Raw genomic sequence first — 16,830 nt, 5'->3', positions numbered from 1 at the left:
TTGAATTCTGATTTTCAAAAATATTCTTAATTTTGACTCCTGAAATCTGGAGGCTTATTATAGCATTTTAAGTTTTATAATTTTTAGAAATGTATTTTATTATAATATAAATTAATTATTTTCAATTTACTACAATGAAAAATGTTTACTTGATTTTATGCTTTGTTTTTTCAATGACAATTGGATTATTCTCCCAAAATGTGCTTTCAGAAGATTTTATTTTTGATCCTGTAGACAGTCTTGAAAATTCGGGCAGTTGGTATCGCAGTGGTATAAATTCAAAATATAATATAAAGATTGTTTCACCTGGACTTGAATATGCTAATTATGTGGGATCTGCTAGAGGAAATTGTAGTTTGATCAGCAATTCTGGAGAAGGTGACATAGTATATAGAAATTTCAGTTCACCAATTGCTACAGGTGAAGTTTATATGTCTTTTTTGTTTAGAGTGGATAGTTTGCCTACAACCGTTACACAAGGTTATGGTATAGCATTTAATCCAAATACCGGCGGGACTAATTTAAATACGGCATTACATATTAAAAGGCTTTCCGATAAAACGTTTGATTTCGGGGTTCGAAAATTGAGTTATATAGATTTTAGCAATTCGACCTATGATATTCATAAAACCTATCTTGTTGTATTAAAGTATTCGATTGTAGCTGGTGTAAACAATGACTCTTCCAGCTTATATGTATTTGCAAATGGAGTACCGGGAGTTGAACCAAATAAGCCATTGGCTGTAACCATTGAAGGAAATGATTACACCGGCCAGGGCTCAGTCTATTTGAATAATAATTATGCACAATCTGGATTGACAGGATGCGACATAAAAATCGATGGCATACGCGTTGGGAATTCTTGGGCTACCAGTGTGTTGGCAGTTTTGACTTCCGTTTCATCCGGAGAATCAGCTTCAAAACTTCGGATTGAAAATTACCCGAATCCGTTTCAATACAATACTAAAATAAAATACCAGATCCCAACTAAAGGATTCGTTCAGCTTCATATTTATAATTCAGCTGGAATACATTGTGCCGAACTTATAAATGAAGTCAAAGAAGGTGGAGACCATCAAATTGTCTGGAATGCATCTGACTTTCCAGCTGGAATTTATTCTTGCAAGCTTCAATTCAATGGCCAAGAAATCCATAATAAACTTTTGTTGATTAAGTAAACAGATCTTTTCATATTTTAAAATGCAGGAAATTCATTCCTGTAGATGATATAATTTGTAGTGAAGCAAACTATACCACGAGATCTGTGTCCTGCACCAAAATGATTCAAAATGGGACTTAATTGATCTGTTATGTACATTGTAAGAACATGAGACTATTGTCATGTACACGTTATGCACATGACAAGCTTATCGCGGGTATAAAACATCATAAAATGCACAGGATAAATTTCTAAGGTACAAGTTAAGCACATGTGATAAATTACGTTTTGAGTAAATCATAGAGTTTGGTGTTGATGAAGATAGTGTAATGTGTGTTAATTGCCCAATTATTAAAGATGGTAACTTCCAAAAAGCAATGGCAAGGAAATCTTTGAAAATATGATCACCGTTATCAAGCTTCATCTAATGAGCTACGTTGAATTGTGTACATTCATAAAGGATGCTTATAAAGCTTAGAAGAAACATGAAATTACTGTTTTTAATACAAGCTAATTTGAGCACTCCAACTACTCTGAAATTTCAAACCACCATAAAATTGATGCAAAATTTGATTTAATAAGGGCTACATCAAAATTTTAGTGTATTTTAGTCGGATAATAATAATATAAAAAATAGTTTGTTTATAGTATTTTGATTCCGATTTCGAAATATTTTAATGTCAAGATAAAAGATTATTGCGGTATTTCCAATTTGTTATGAGCGTTAAAAAGCTAATTAGTTTTTATTTATTTAATCTATTTATTAGTCAATGTATTTTTGCTCAATTGGAATTAGGATTACATTATAGATTAGGTAATTCAGATTTAATTGACCAAAATAATACTGGTACTTTAGACAGTAAAATAACCTATTGTGTTGGCTTTAGTATTAGCAAGAAAGTTTCAAGCATTTTACTATTTCGAACTGAGATAAATTATGAAACCAAAGGAGCAATTTTTAATAAAAAGGATGTTGATTTTAATATACCTTATTTAAGTGTTCCAATATGCTTAGGTGTTTACCTATTTAACGATAGATTGAGAATTTTACCTGGAATTTATCTTGCAACTACATTCGAAAAAGTTGGATTTAAAGCTAATACATTCCCATTGTTTTTTTATTCATTTAATAAATTTGATTGGGGGCTTACGTATTACATTGAGGTAACTCCTTTTAAAATAAACGATATAAAAATAAAAATAAATCATACCTTAAGCTATGGTTTAGTATCTGCATATGATTTAGAATTCAGTCCACGCATTACCTTTGGGCATACGAATTGGATTAGAAATTATAAAATGGACATAGGACTTTCTTTAACCAAAGAATTTTAAATAATTATTTAATATTAAAATTATGAAAACCAATTTTTACTATTGCGATTTTTTTTAACCTTACAAAGTAAACCACAACAAATTTATTTACCTGAGCAGAATATTTGTGAAAGGACTGTCAAAGGTATTAAACAGTTAGTCGAAAGCTCGTGTTGAATGCTGACAACGAAATATCCTTTGGAAGCTAAATATTTTGTCAATTATGAATAAGCCAAATAATCTCCGCCTTTATTTTGTCCATACCCGTGACTGAAAAAAACAAAGTTCTAATTTCTTAGTTTTTTGTCTGCTTTAGGTTTATAAATAGCAATTGGAATTTCTCTTTGCCTGCTTTGGTCATACAATTTCAGAGAGTCCAGACTAATAGCGAATACTGATTTGTTGTCGACAGGTTTATTAAACGTTGAGCAACTTGTCAGAAGTCCTAATATGAAAATATTAATTATTCACTTTCTGTAAACACAAAACTGTCTGCGGAGTATGAAGCCTCGCCTATTGCAAATGTGCTGATAGCGGTTCTGGCTTTTGTCATTTGTTTTTTCACTGTTTATGGTCCTAAAAAAAATTAGTTTGAAATTTAAGAATTTGAATGTGTGTAAAATCGTGAACTGCCGTTCTTCGTGCCATTAAATAAATTGTTTCTACTCTTGCCTTTCCTTCTTCTCTTAATTGCTTGTTCCAGTCCTTTTTCTTTAATGATTTTAAAAAATTCAAATACTTTCTCCTTTCAAAACAAAATGCTGTCAATAGTTCCTTAAATTGAAAATCTGAAAATAAACTTAACTTGTCAAAATCCCTTTCAGCGTGTAATGGGTAAACCTTCGGATTGTTTATCAGAAAAGCAGGATATATGGTTGTGTAGTTAAGTCCTTCAAAATTCAACAAGTGTATCAAGGTTTCTTTGAAAGACCTTTTTCCGTCAATAATTGGTTTTAGTGAACTTTTATCGTCAAAGTGTGTCGCAAACTCAGTCAAGTATTGAGGCGTATATTCAAGTGTTATGAAAATAGTGTCAAGAGCCATTTCAGAAAAAGAAGTCGGCATTTCGTTCTTTTTCTTTTGCACCAATATGTCTAATTCTGCTTTGTAACTTGATTTCATTTCTTGATTATTATTGCCAAAGGTTATGTGTACTTATGACTGTCGTCTTAGCCTGACCGCTAATGTGTCTGTATTGTTGAAGTGGGGGATTTTTAGCGCAAAAGTTCAATCGAAAAACGGAAGTTGAACCTTTAATAAATGTCCATTCGAAGACGTTCAGGCATGCTTTTGGGAATACCTTGGTAGCGGTTCGGGTTTCTTGTGTCATAAGTTTTCGGTCATTTTGCCCAAGTTAATTTTCTCTGCTTTTGTAAAAGTTATTTCTCTTACAAATTCCATATTGCCCCATAGATATTTATTCCCTTTTAGCAATTTGGTTGTCCTCATTCTTGCGTTGAGTCTTTTTAATTCATTGTCGGTCGCTTTTCTTTTATCGCCAAGTTGTCCGTAAAGTTTAATTGCAGGATAGCTATTAAATTTTCCTTTAAATAATGAAGTTAACCAAAAAAAGGTATTGCTGTTTACTGCTAAAACACAAATATTTTTGTGGTCTATACTATTTTCCGGAAGTTTTGTCGGAAACTTTTCAAAGTAAAACCCATTTTGATTGCTGTTTAGGAATAAAGAGCCAATTGGGGTTACTGTTGGGTAGCCTTCTTTGTCAACGGAAGCAAGGGAAACGTGAAAATTAGTCCTGAAACATTTGTTGAAATGCTTTCTTATTTCTGTCCAATTTTTCTGAATGTCCATTTTATTTATACGCTGTCGAATTTTATTAAAGTGCTAATTTAAAACTGATATTTGGTATCGTTGGGTTGCTGTTATAGCTTGACCGCTAACGGACCAGTACTTGTGACGAGCCGCCATCTAATCGGAAGCCAAAAGAAAGAAAATGTTTTTTACTAAGTGCCATGTGGGAATATTATTCTTTGTTGGCGGCATGATCGCAAGTACTATGTAACTTGCAGTCCTCTTTTGTTCTTTGATTTTGCAAGTGGTTTCTTATGTACTTGAAAACTGAGTTGCGCATCTAAAGCATCAAATACTTTAATAATTGTACCTAATGTAATATTAGTTGTACTGTTTTCAAGTTTGGAAACTTGGGCTCTTTGCACACCTATTAGTTCACCGAGCTGCTCTTGAGTAAGGTGCTTTTCTTCACGTAGTTGTTTTATTTGCTCTGCAATAATTTCTAATTTAAGCTCTCTTTCATATTTGTCCCTTTTAGGAGTTCCAACCTTGCCTAGCGTTTTGTCCTTTAAATCTGATACTCGAATCATATTAATTACTTCTTTTGTTTTTAAAATATTTCTTTTTAATAATTTCTGCTTTTTTAATTTCTGAACTAGGTGTTTTGTTAGTTTTCTTTAAGAATCCATGTGTAGCAATTATTAATGTTTCGACTTTTTCATCTCGATCCCAAAACGCTATTAACCTATAGAAATTCTTGTTAAATCTAAGTCTAAATTCCCATAACCCATCCGTCTCTTTTAAAGGTTCAAACCATTCACCTCTATACCCAGATTCAGTTTTATCGAATAAAACGTAGAATTTATTTCTAGTTTTCTCATTAAGATTTTCGAAGAAGGCTTCAGCTTCATCATCCAAAATGACAACTATAGGCTTATTTAATGCGGCCATAATTTGCAAATATAAGAATTGTTTCCTTAAATGGAACTATTTTTTTAAGATAAATATTTTGAGAGATCGCAAATACTTTGTTAGTAGCTGTATTTTAGATCTCACAATTTATTTAGTAAGGTTTGATCAATACTTCACTTGGAATATTTAGAGTTTTAGTAAGTTTTCTAATCATTTCCAAACTTAATTTTCGTTTTTTATTCAAGATTTCACTTGCCCTGCTTTTTTGCCCAATAATTTTTGCAAGTTCATTTTGATTCATACCCATTTGTTCCATCCTGAACTTTATGGCTTCAATAGGTTCAGGAGATTCAATAGGAAAGTTTTCTCTTTCATAGTGGTCTACTAAAATACTTAATATTTCTAACTCATTACCAGTAGGTGAACCTTTTTTCGAATCAAATATTTCATCAATTCTTTTCATCGCACTTTGATAATCTTTCCTTGAATGGATTGGATTTATTTTCATATTAAATTTTTGTAGCATCAATTTTATCATATTGTTTATGCGTTCCGATAAACCTGATATAAATTAATTGATATTCAATATTTATGCGGACTAGCAACCTATAGTTGTTTCCTTTTATATTGAATTCAGTTCTATTATTAGAAACAATACCCATGCTTGGAAATTGTTTTTTGAGATCGTTTATATTCCTCCAACTATTAGCACTAATCTCTCTATACCAAGACTTTAGAGATTGTTCGCTATCTGGATATTTAGTCCAAAAATCTTTTAACGTTTTTCTCGCAATGATTCGCAAATTAAATCTTTATGAAATTGTACAAAAAGTTTCCATAATGGGAATATTTATTTTGACCACTAACATAAGAATAAGTGCAATAAGACTAAAATGTTTGTCAACTGGTGATGCATAATGGTGAATTGCAAGCATACTGATCGCCATTAACAGGGCAATTTGGATATTTAAAATTTCCATTATTGTAAAATATGGATTACCAATAGAATCATGTGATGATTCAAGAGAAAACAATCCTATCGCAGTTATTGTGGCATAAAATATTCCTAGTGCAAATACCATCAAACAAGTAATCCGGCCAAATTTGCGGTAAGAAGAATTATTATCGACATTGTTCATTGTCATGTTGTTGTATGTTATCTAAAATGACGCATAACGAGACAGCGCTGGCAATGGACGACCGTTAGGGAGTCTATCCGCTAGTGCATTGTTATGCTCTGGCCTGTTTTATTCTGTTAACAGAAGTTTTCTTTTATCAATTTCTACGCTGAAGCTTACTTTAGCCTTTAAAGCTTTAAATACTTTCAACATAGTATCAAATCTTGCATCTGTTACAGAATTTTCAATTTTTGAAATTTGTGATTTCTGCACTCCCACTAATTTGCCAAGTTGCTCTTGAGTTAAGTTTCTTTCTTTTCTTGCTTTCTTCACAGCATCTCCAAGTAAATCTAATCGAAGTTCGTTTTCGAATGCATCCCGTTTTTTAGTCCCGATTTTTCCAATATGTTTATCAATTAATGTATCTAAGCTTGTTGTTTTCATTATTTTTTATATTTCTTTTTTAAATATTTCGTCCTTAAATATTTTGCGTGATTTATTTCAGAAATTGACGGTTTATCACTTTTCTTTATGATCCCATGTGTCGCTATTACTAAAGTATCATTCTTATCTTGTTTGTCCCAAAATTCAAATAATCTGATTTTTTGCCGATTGTAAAGTGTTCTAAAATACCAGATTTCATTGTCCAATTGCTTAAATAATTCTGAATCCTACTTTTTGGATGCTTTTTTAAGGTTGTAAAAGACTTTATCTCTAGTCTTTTCGTCAAGTTGCTCTATGAATTCAGTAGCCTCATCAAGCAATTCAACCCTAAAAAGGTCTTCCATTCATATCATTTTGACGAAGATAATAGTTTCTTTAATACGACACTTTATTTTTTACCGCCTTTTTTAAGGTCAAGCATAAGGTTTTCAGGCTTGGCGAAGATGGCTATTTATACCTCAAATATTGATGCGTAGAACCAATGTTTGATTAACCACAAAAGTGTCTGCGGAGCACTGAAACTAATGTAAACGAATAGCAGGATTAATGAATTAACCTGTAAACCCCGCCTACAATCGGTCAGGTTTTTTTAGGACGAGACAGAATTCACTTTTACACACTTTCAGATTGAATTCCACTAAACGCATAAAGGATGCTTAAAGGTTCTATTTATTAGTACCTTTATTTAGTCAATTAACTTCTTGAATCATAGAGCTATGATTAAAATAGGATTAATGGCACTGTGGACCCTCGCTTTTATAGTTTTTGGATCAGACTTAACTTTCGGAAAAAGTTATCATAAGTCTATTATTGAGAATGCGATATGTACCTTAACGATTGACCGCGTAATCGTTGGCGAATGTGAATATGGACTGCGTACTGGAAATCAATCTAAAGTGATCGTCGTAGTCTTTTTATCATGGTCAATGCCCGTGGCTGGTGAAAAAATACAAGTAAGACTAAATGGGATGACTAAACTCTTTGATCCTTTTATGAAAGGCTGTCCTCCTTTTGTCCAATTTATTTTAGATCCAGATGGCGGCAACTATTCAGTGGATGCTTCTTTTATTACAGGAAACTGTGCAGCCAATCCAGTGAATATTATTTTACCCTTACCATGTAATCCACCCGTTTGTTCTGGTCCGATGGCAATCGGTGGTAAGCTTTATTCTGATTTTAACAACAATGGCTTACAGGAAAGTTCCGAAAATGGATTGCGCGGAATTGAAGTTCGATTATATGATGATGCCAAAAAGTTACATGCAGTTACTACTACTAAAACAAATGGTCTATGGGCTATTGATAATTTAGTAGCAGGACAAAAACTAAGAGTAGAATACCAGATACCGGCCGGTTTATTTGATGCCATACCTGGACCTGAAAATAAGACCCGTACTCAATTTGCAACGGTAGGTACTTGTAATGTTGACCTCGGTATTTATCAGTTGACCAAGGTGATTGATCCAAATCCCTGGATGGTCACCACTTGTTTTGCAAAGGGGGACGCTCTAAATCCTGCCAGTCCGGCACATACGGAGCCTACACTCGTAGCAAATCTCTACTCCACCACCGAAGGTGGGCCTCGGACAGGACCTAATGGGAATTATTATATTGCCAATGCAGGAGAAACTGGATCCGTTTGGGGACTCAGCTTTCAAAAAGAAACACGTCAGTTATTTTCTGGTTCTTTTTTAAAACGAAACGCCTCTTTAGGGCCTGGCGGACTGGGTGCGATCTATGTTACGGACTTAAGTGGATTTTTACCGAACCCACAAATACTACCGGGTTATCGTTATTTTGGAATCACAAAAGTGATGGTAAATCTTGATTCCTTTGGTATCCAAACCGGGGACGAACGTTTGCTCATTCGAAATCTTCCAATTAATCCTTTGGATGCTTCCCACGATTCGTCTGCTTTTGACAAAATTGGAAAATGGGGACTTGGCGATCTGGATGTTAACGATGCCGGGGATACTTTATTTGTTGTCAATCTTTACAACCGGTCTCTTATAATTATTGCAATCGGAAATCCTTTACGATTGCCGATTACCGCAGATCGCGTTCGGGAAATTCCAATTCCAGATCCTGGATGTTCTATTGCCAGTGATTGGCGGCCCTGGGGACTAAAATACAAAGATGGATCCCTTTATGTTGGAGGTGTTTGTTCAGCAGAATCAACGGGCAATTGGGATGATTTACGTGCAGTGGTATATTCCTATACCAACGGGAACTTTAAACAAGAAGTTTCTTTTGAACTCAACTATACAAAAGGTTTTTTAGACGGAAACATTTGCTCCACATTCCGCCCTTGGAATAATGATTTTTACAAGTTTTTTATTCAAGGAGATGTGGTTTGTGGCCCTGTTCCTGTGCTTTCAGATATAGAATTCGATTCTGAGGAAAATATGATCGTGTCACTTGGAGACCGATATGGATATCAAACAGGTGGACGAGATTACGGGACGAATACTAAAGACAATATTAGATACATCACTTTTGCGGGTGGAGACAACCTTAAATTATTCAAACTTAAAAACGAATATATATTAGAACAAAATGCAAGTTCTGGATTTTATACCACTCAAGGAAAAGATAACAATCAGGGAGTTTGTGGCGGGGAATTTTATTTTCAAGATGGATTTTACAGTCATCAGGAAAGCAGCTTAGGAGCATTAGCTGTCCATCCAAGTTACAATACGGTACTAGCTACCCTAATGGATCCAGCAAATATTTGGTCTAATGGATGGAGTCAACTTGATAATTCCTTAGGTACAAAGAAAGTCAATTACAATATTTTTACCGGAGAGCTTGGGACCTTTGGTAAAGCAGCAGGACTAGGCGATATCGAATTACTCATTGGCTCATCTACACCTAAAGGTATTGGTGTATCTCTTGGCAATTTTATTTGGAATGACCTGGATCAGGATGGGATTCAAGACCCGGGTGAAACTCCATTAATGAATATTCCGGTGTTACTTTTTAATGCGAAAGATTCATTAATTAAACAAACAAATAGTGATCAGAATGGTGTATATTATTTTCGCGACTTGGATCCTTACACCGAATATTTTATACAATTGGGTGCAGATACCAACTATATCAATGGTGAATTAATCTTTAACAAGCAAAGTTTTTCGACATCTGCCTTTCATACGCGCCTAAATTTTGGAAATTCCGAAAATGATTCAGATGCATCGCGATCACTTCCGCTCCCGCTAATTTATAAGGATAAACTTGCTATTAATTATTTGAGTGGTAAAGACGGTGAAAATGATTTTTCAATCGACTTTGGATTGCTTCCTTGCTTTCAGGTCAAACCTGATTCTATCTATTATGATTTGTGTATTACGGATTCTGTAAAAGTAGGCGATCGCTGGTTTTCAGCATCAAATCCTTCTGGGCTAGTTAGGTTTCCAAATACCCGTGGCTTCGGCTGTGATTCTTTGGTCGTTGTAAATACTGCGATTCATCTGCAGACAAGTTATAGCTTAGACACAGCGATCTGTGATGGAAATTCATTGAACTTGCACAATCAAATTTTTGATAAAAACAAGACCAACGGAATCATTTTTCTGCAAGCTGCAAATCAATTTGGTTGTGACTCTGTGATTCAGGTAAACCTAAATATTCTTACGAAGTCAGAATCTAATTTGGATACCACTACTTGTGTATTCGGTAAAGTAATCTTGCACAACCAAACCTTTGATGCAAACCGAAGTTCAGGAGATATTATTTTACCCGGAGCCAATCATAGGAACTGTGATTCTACGATCCATGTAAAGTTGCAATTCCTACCTTTTACAAAAGCGACTCTGGACACCACGATTTGTCCTGGTTCATTTATTCTATTGCATAATAAACGTTTTGATGAATCAAATCTTGTAGGAAGTATTATTTTGAATGCAGCGAATCAATGGGGCTGCGATTCTATTATAGAAGTAAATGTTAGTTTGCGTCCAACATCAAGGTCCCAGCTAGACAGTGCTATTTGTCCTGGAGGGTTCATTCTCTTGCACAATCAGCGATTTGACGAATTAAATCCAAGCGGTCGGATTGTACTTTCAGGAGCTAATGCGGTGGGCTGCGATTCTATTATAGAAGTAAGCGTCAGTTTGCGTACAACATCAAGGTCCCAGTTAGACAGTGCTATTTGTCCAGGAGGATTCATTCTCTTGCACAATCAGCGATTTGACGAATTAAATCCAAGCGGTCGGATTGTACTTTCAGGGGCTAATGTGGTGGGCTGTGATTCTATAATTCAAGTTGAGATTCATATACGACCAGAGTCAGCATATCGCATAGACACTTCTATTTGTCCAAGAGGGAATGTGTCCATTCATCAGGTAGTATTTAATGAAACAAATAAATCCGGCAGAATTATTTTAAATGGTGCGAATCAATTCGGTTGTGACTCGATCCTGAATATAAATCTTCGAATTCGGCCGGAATATCATTTTAAAGATACCATTGAAAGCTGTATCAATTTTACCTGGCCCATTACCGGAAAGATTTATAATAACAGCGGCAGCTATCGGTATGATTCCAAAACCAGCGAAGGTTGTGATTCTACATATCAGATGCAGCTTATGATAAATCCGGAGTATCATTTTGGAGACACGATTTGTGCATTAGACCGTTTTGTTTGGTCAACTACCAATCAGCTTTACAATCAAAGCGGTGTTTATATTTATAACCATCGAAGCCATAAAGGCTGTGATTCCATTGAATATCTGGTCTTAATGATTTCGGACGGAGGAGAGGTTTATGTGCCCAATGTTTTTACACCAAACGGTGATCAAATTAATGATCGTTTCTTTGTGTATGCAAATGAAGATGTTCATTTGATTGATGAATTTGCAGTTTATAACCGTTGGGGGGAAGTAGTTTTCGCGCAACAAAACATACCTCCCAATGATCCTCAATATGGCTGGAATGGAATTTTCCGAAATCAACCTGCCAGTCCTGCTGTTTTTGTTTACCGCGTAGTTTGGCACGACAAATTTGGGGGGTATCACCAAGCAAAAGGTGATGTGACTTTGTTGAGATAAAATGGATTGATTCAGGAAAACGATAAAAGCATAGAGGAATTTATTTGTAAACTATTTATTAATTATTCATTTTGCGGTATAGTCAATGATTCGATGAGTTCAAACGGAGTGGTTAAGTATTGCGCTCTGCGTTGAATGCATTCGGATTGAAAACTTGTGGCTCGTCAGAAGCTATTAGTTGTTTTTGTAGAACTTCATATTTAATCTTATTTTTTTTAAGTCTATTTATTTTTTCCTGGATATTCAAGACTTTTGTAAAATCTTCCTTTGTATCAATATCCTCCAATTGACATAGATATTCGTTGCTTTTGTCTTCTATATAAGCTAGATGCCTATCAATTTTCTTCTGATTATAATTATTTTTTTTGCTATTGTGGGCTCTGGACTTAGTACCATCAAAGGCAATAATTTGACGTCCAATTAAATCAATATCTTTTAGAAAGGAAACAAACAATTTGAACACGTTTTTCAATGCTTTAGGATTGTATTTTCTAAAATCAGCAATCGTATGATCGTTTGGTCTTAATCCTAAGGTGAGCCATTGGAGTTCAATGTTGCGGCAACATTCACTTTCTAACCTACGACTGCTTCTCAATCCATTTAGATAGCCATACAAATAAATTTTTAATAGAGTAGAAGATTCAAAACTTGGACGTCCTTCATTCTTTAAAGTTTTAACATCAAAGCCAAGTTTTAATAAATCAAATTGCTCAACAAATAAATCCCCGCCTGCAGTCGGGCAGGAACAAATCGCACTGGGTTTTCCTGATCAATATAATCCTCAAGTGAACACATTTGCATTTGTAATCTTGGTAAGCCTGTTATATGATTTATAATATTAAAAAATACAAATCATAATTTATTATACAAAGAAATTTACAATTTATTTTAACTAAGTTTTTTCACATCCTGATGTTTTGGCGCTTGACTTAGTGGCGGATTAGAAGCAAAAATGCTTAGGTTTGAACAAATGCCAAATTGAATTACTAATGTTCAATTTTGCACTTCTGCCCCCATTTTGCCAAACCCCTGTCAGTGGCAGTTTTTTATTTGTCAGTCTTTTTTTTTAAGTCTTTTATGATTATGTATATTGATATTATAAGCACAATTATATATAGAATGTCTAATGCTGGTTCTTTAAGTGTTAAGTTCTTAAAGTCAATGTGTTTAATCAAAGTCAAGCCCAGTGTAAATGCAATCAATGCAAAAAACCAATTCATTCCTTTTTTACTGTCCATATTTTTTAATGTTTTATTATTAAATCTGTTATAGATCCTATTAAAATTGCAATTAATGAAAAAGTTAGCATACCTAAAATATAAGCGAAAAAAGCCTTCACATAACTAATGACTTTTTCTTTTTCGAAGAAATGTCCAACGGCCCAAGTCGTATAAATAAACCCTACAATTCCTGCAATTTGCATTATGTTGAAATTTGTCAAACCTTGAAATATTCCAAAAACCGAATAAATCAGCATACCCATTCCCATAACAAAACAGAGAAGTATTAGAATTTCAAAAATGTTGTATTTATGTTTTCTGAAAAACAATTTTGTCCATAAGGCAATAAAAATACCCATTAGAATATTTGAGTATCCATAATTACCTTGTATCCATTTAAAAATTGCACTTGTTGTCGATTTTGTATCGGCTAAATATTTCACATATCCGTCTTCAAAATGAAAAAATTTATTGCATAATGAATATATAAGTGACGTGATAATTATGAATATTATTGGCTTGACAAGTCTATTTCTATTTTGGGTTAGATAGTTTTTTATGTTTTGTCCTGGATTTGTAATTAGTTCTCTAATCGTGTATAAAATTCCTCGTTCAAAATGTAAAACGTGTTTAATTTCCTGAATTATGTAATGTCCATCAATTCTTTTAAGTTCGTTTGGCTGTCCACAGTCTGGGCAAAATTTTGAAGTTAATTCTTTGTCGCAAGTTTTACAATTCATATCTCTTTTTGTCAATTATTTTGCCTGTTAGTAGTGATTTGGTAAAAATGGCCACTAACATAAAAACACACGAAATATTTCGCATAAGTCAAAGATACTTCCTATTATAAAATATAAGACAATCCAACTTAATTTTCAAACCTATAATGGCTTCAAACTAGCCGGGTACCTTTGATCCGGATATGGTGGAAACCTATACTCCGGAAAAGCCGGGTACCTTTGATCCGGATTTAGTGGTTACCTATGCATTGGATTTAGTGGCAACCTATGGACTGGATTATGCAACAAAATCACACTTCCTTTTAAACCTTATTATTAGTAACGAACGGAATATGCAAAGGAAGGAAACCCAATCTTAGCACTTATTTAAATATCAGCATAAAAAAAATCCCCTTATCCGGTAGAATAAGGGGAAATATGGTTTTTGAGGTCGAGAGCGGATTCGAACCGCTGTAGGAGGTTTTGCAGACCTCAGCCTAGCCACTCGGCCACCCGACCTTTAAAAGGAGGGCAAATCTAAGAATATTTTCAATTTTATCAGGAATTTTGTTCGTTATAGTGGGTCAAGCTTATTCAGCTATTGGCATCTATCCGCTGTATAGAAGGAAAGTGGAACGAAATAATAAATAAAACCAGGATCCTACTAACCATTTTTAATCTTAAAAATCTACCTTTTTGACAACTTCTAGGTCCTTTCTTTTCACTTTTACTTCTGCAGATTGACCTTTCTCGAATTTACTTAGGGCTTCCATGTATTCGTAAACATCTTTTACTTTAAAGCCTCCAACCTGAATAATAATATCCCCAGCTTCCAATCCAGCTTTTTGAGCCGGACGATTATCTAAAACAGCATCAATACGCATTCCTTCTCCATTAAAGACATAATCCGGCATGATACCCATGGTAACCTTGAAACTGCTCGATTGTTGCTTGTTTTCGTCCTTGGTTTTTTGAAATGAAAGAGCTGTCTTTTCAGAAAGCTTTTGGACAACACCCCAAATGATTTGTGAAACCTCGAAAATCCCCTCATAATTAACTAAAGGACTATCATCACTTGGTTTGTGATAATCTTTATGCTGTCCGGTAAAAAAATGTAATACTGGTATTTCTTTTAGGTAAAAGGAAGTATGATCTGAGGGTCCGATACCACCATCACTATAATTGAAAGTGAAACCAGGACTTTTACAGCTTTCCAAAATATCTTTCCATTCAATAGCAGTGCCTACACCACTAATGGCAATGGTTTTTTCGGCATTTAACCTGCCAACCATATCCATATTGATCATAGCCAGGATACTTTCTTTTGGAATAGTAGGATTTTCCATGAATGCTTTGGAGCCAAATAAACCAAATTCTTCTCCTGAAAATGCAATAAACAAGACGTTATATTTAAGTTTCTTGTCATTTTTTAGATTTTCGGCTAAATAAAGCATGGAAGCAATCCCACTGGCATTATCATCGGCACCATTATGGATGGAATGATCATTGGGAGCTAAAGAACCTGTGGCACCATGCCCTAAATGATCGTAATGGGCACCAATTACTATAGTCTTTTTAGCTTTTTTATTTAAAAAACCAATAACATTTCTGCCTGTTTTATCCTGTACATTTCCTCCATGCGGATTGGATGAAAATTTAAATGGCTGAAGCCAATCCTCATTCCCTTTTGGACTTAAGCCTATTTTTGACATTCTGCTTTGAATATATTCTGCAGCCATCACCTCCCCTTCTGTACCAGTTTCCCGGCCTTGTAGGTCATCCGAAGAAAGATAAACAACATCAACCCTAATCTGTAAATAAGGATCATATTGTGAAAAAATGAGCGTTGATAGAATAAATGAGAATAAACCCACTATAACCCAACGAAATGGTCTAAATTGTATCATGAATCGTAAATTAATTTGATTGTATTTGTTATTGGACTTCAAAGCTACGAACAAAGCTTCAAAATGAGCATTAGAAGACTTAATTTTGCAAATTAATAGGATCATATGTCAAAAAAGTTAATAGGTATTTTAGGGATTTTAGGAATTGTATTAATTTATCTTATAGTTTGTTTTCTATCACCATCTGTTTATAAGTTTAATAAAGAGATTAAAGTGGATGGTCCTTATAAGATGGTTTACCTAATCCTCAATGATGTAAAGGATTGGCCAAAATGGTATAGTTGGAAAAAACAAGATCCTGATTTAATATTTAATTTAGGCGGAAGAGAGCATCATCTTGGTGCCAATTTTAGTTTTGAAAGTTCCAAATTTGGGAATGGTTATGTTGAAATAACACAATCATTTCAGGATTCTTTTGTTTCTGCAAATCTTAAAACTGACAAATTACCAGCTACCCTACAATTGAGTTGGCAAATTATTCCACAAGATAAAAAATCAGTTTATGTTGATATAAAAGCGCGAATCCCCGGAATGATTCCATTTTATAAACGCGGACTCTATTATGGAATGAAATCGCGCATGGATCAAATGCTTGATGCAGATATTGATGGAATAAAAACGTACATCGAAGGTCTGGTAAATAGTAACTTTAATGCAGCAAAAGTACTTTATCCTGGTAAAAAATATTTTGGATTGATGGATGTTGTAGTGAATTCTAAAATTCCTCAATTCTATGCAAAAAACTACCCTAAAATTTATGCCAAATTAGATTCTATGAATATCGAAGTGGCAGGTCCTCCAGCAGGTCTTATATTAGATTGGGAAGCAAAAACCGGATATGTTTTTATTATGGCAGCATTGCCTGTGAATGAAAAACTTCCAAATATGGCTGGTTGGACATTTTTCGATTTGAAACCGACGGAGTGTTTGAGATTAGAACATTACGGAAGTTATCGAACCCTTCGAAATGCACATGCCCAGTTAAGTTATATGCTGGATAACTCTCCATTTACCCTGGGAATCCCGGTAATAGAAGAATATGTAACATCTCCATCGCAAGAACCCGATACCTCAAAATGGTTGACAAATATTTATTATTTATTTGATAAACAAGGTGGATATTCTAAAACAGTAGAGCAAAAGAAAACCTTAGAAGATGTTATTAAAATGGAAGAGGCGGAACGTAATGAAAAACTTAAGGATTTAATAAATTAAAGATCCATATCTTGTATCTACT

General features: G+C 34.2%; 16 protein-coding genes, 1 tRNA gene and 1 pseudogene. 5 read left to right on the top strand and 13 right to left on the bottom strand.

The features are described from left to right. Nucleotides 1-134: 134 nt before the first annotated feature. Nucleotides 135-1,178 carry a T9SS type A sorting domain-containing protein gene (locus tag IPO86_01360; GenBank protein MBK9726743.1) on the top strand — a complete coding sequence of 348 codons (1,044 nt, stop codon included), beginning with the start codon at nt 135-137 and terminating at the stop codon, nt 1,176-1,178. Between the two features lie 698 nt (nt 1,179-1,876). Beyond that, nucleotides 1,877-2,494, top strand: coding sequence for an outer membrane beta-barrel protein (locus IPO86_01355; GenBank protein MBK9726742.1), 618 nt, complete (start codon nt 1,877-1,879; stop codon nt 2,492-2,494). A 555-nt stretch (nt 2,495-3,049) separates the two neighbouring features. Here IPO86_01355 and IPO86_01350 read toward each other — a convergent pair. From IPO86_01350 to IPO86_01310, 9 genes and pseudogenes are all read right to left on the bottom strand, one after another. Beyond that, on the bottom strand, nt 3,050-3,595 hold the full coding sequence (locus IPO86_01350) for a hypothetical protein (protein MBK9726741.1): 546 nt from the start codon (nt 3,593-3,595) through the stop codon (nt 3,050-3,052). A gap of 204 nt (nt 3,596-3,799) precedes the next feature. Next, on the bottom strand, nt 3,800-4,285 hold the full coding sequence (locus tag IPO86_01345; protein MBK9726740.1) for a pyridoxamine 5'-phosphate oxidase family protein: 486 nt from the start codon (nt 4,283-4,285) through the stop codon (nt 3,800-3,802). A 203-nt stretch (nt 4,286-4,488) separates the two neighbouring features. Beyond that, entirely contained in the window at nt 4,489-4,815 is a 327-nt protein-coding gene (locus tag IPO86_01340; GenBank protein MBK9726739.1) for a helix-turn-helix transcriptional regulator, read from the bottom strand. Between the two features lies 1 nt (nt 4,816). Next, the gene (locus IPO86_01335) at nt 4,817-5,176 is read right to left on the bottom strand and encodes a type II toxin-antitoxin system RelE/ParE family toxin (protein MBK9726738.1); all 360 of its coding nucleotides are present in this window, start codon (nt 5,174-5,176) and stop codon (nt 4,817-4,819) included. Nucleotides 5,177-5,288: 112 nt separating this feature from the next. Further along, nucleotides 5,289-5,645 carry a helix-turn-helix domain-containing protein gene (locus IPO86_01330; GenBank protein MBK9726737.1) on the bottom strand — a complete coding sequence of 119 codons (357 nt, stop codon included), beginning with the start codon at nt 5,643-5,645 and terminating at the stop codon, nt 5,289-5,291. A gap of 1 nt (nt 5,646) precedes the next feature. Next, the gene (locus tag IPO86_01325; GenBank protein ID MBK9726736.1) at nt 5,647-5,940 is read right to left on the bottom strand and encodes a type II toxin-antitoxin system HigB family toxin; all 294 of its coding nucleotides are present in this window, start codon (nt 5,938-5,940) and stop codon (nt 5,647-5,649) included. 9 nt (nt 5,941-5,949) lie between these two features. Beyond that, the gene (locus IPO86_01320) at nt 5,950-6,282 is read right to left on the bottom strand and encodes a hypothetical protein (protein MBK9726735.1); all 333 of its coding nucleotides are present in this window, start codon (nt 6,280-6,282) and stop codon (nt 5,950-5,952) included. A 102-nt stretch (nt 6,283-6,384) separates the two neighbouring features. Beyond that, nucleotides 6,385-6,699 (bottom strand): helix-turn-helix transcriptional regulator, encoded by a 315-nt coding sequence (locus IPO86_01315; protein MBK9726734.1) that lies wholly within the window; start codon nt 6,697-6,699, stop codon nt 6,385-6,387. Next, a pseudogene (locus tag IPO86_01310) lies at nt 6,699-7,043 on the bottom strand (type II toxin-antitoxin system RelE/ParE family toxin). The gene IPO86_01315 and the pseudogene IPO86_01310 overlap by 1 nt, the downstream one beginning before the upstream one ends. 390 nt (nt 7,044-7,433) lie before the next feature. Between IPO86_01310 and IPO86_01305 the strand changes: the two are divergent. Further along, nucleotides 7,434-11,747: a gliding motility-associated C-terminal domain-containing protein gene (locus IPO86_01305; protein MBK9726733.1), complete on the top strand. Its 4,314-nt coding sequence runs from the start codon at nt 7,434-7,436 to the stop codon at nt 11,745-11,747. A gap of 112 nt (nt 11,748-11,859) precedes the next feature. On the opposite strand, the gene IPO86_01300 is transcribed toward IPO86_01305, so the two are convergent. Both IPO86_01300 and IPO86_01295 read right to left on the bottom strand, forming a co-directional pair. Beyond that, the gene (locus IPO86_01300; GenBank protein ID MBK9726732.1) at nt 11,860-12,498 is read right to left on the bottom strand and encodes a transposase; all 639 of its coding nucleotides are present in this window, start codon (nt 12,496-12,498) and stop codon (nt 11,860-11,862) included. A gap of 492 nt (nt 12,499-12,990) precedes the next feature. Then, the gene (locus tag IPO86_01295; protein MBK9726731.1) at nt 12,991-13,707 is read right to left on the bottom strand and encodes a DUF3667 domain-containing protein; all 717 of its coding nucleotides are present in this window, start codon (nt 13,705-13,707) and stop codon (nt 12,991-12,993) included. Between the two features lie 182 nt (nt 13,708-13,889). On the opposite strand from IPO86_01295, the gene IPO86_01290 reads away from it, so the two are divergent. Next, entirely contained in the window at nt 13,890-14,066 is a 177-nt protein-coding gene (locus IPO86_01290; GenBank protein MBK9726730.1) for a hypothetical protein, read from the top strand. A 68-nt stretch (nt 14,067-14,134) separates the two neighbouring features. Here the strand turns inward: IPO86_01290 and IPO86_01285 are convergent. Both IPO86_01285 and IPO86_01280 read right to left on the bottom strand, forming a co-directional pair. After that, nucleotides 14,135-14,205 (bottom strand) — tRNA-Cys (locus IPO86_01285). A gap of 161 nt (nt 14,206-14,366) precedes the next feature. Next, the gene (locus IPO86_01280; GenBank protein MBK9726729.1) at nt 14,367-15,593 is read right to left on the bottom strand and encodes a M20/M25/M40 family metallo-hydrolase; all 1,227 of its coding nucleotides are present in this window, start codon (nt 15,591-15,593) and stop codon (nt 14,367-14,369) included. A 105-nt stretch (nt 15,594-15,698) separates the two neighbouring features. Between IPO86_01280 and IPO86_01275 the strand changes: the two genes are divergently transcribed. After that, nucleotides 15,699-16,808 carry a hypothetical protein gene (locus tag IPO86_01275; GenBank protein ID MBK9726728.1) on the top strand — a complete coding sequence of 370 codons (1,110 nt, stop codon included), beginning with the start codon at nt 15,699-15,701 and terminating at the stop codon, nt 16,806-16,808. The last annotated feature ends 22 nt before the right edge of the window (nt 16,809-16,830 follow it).

Source organism: Saprospiraceae bacterium (assembly GCA_016717265.1).
Classification (GTDB): Bacteria; Bacteroidota; Bacteroidia; order Chitinophagales; family Saprospiraceae; genus Vicinibacter.
The sequence above is the reverse complement of the archived record's forward strand: the minus strand, read 5'-3'. Positions and strand labels throughout refer to the sequence as shown.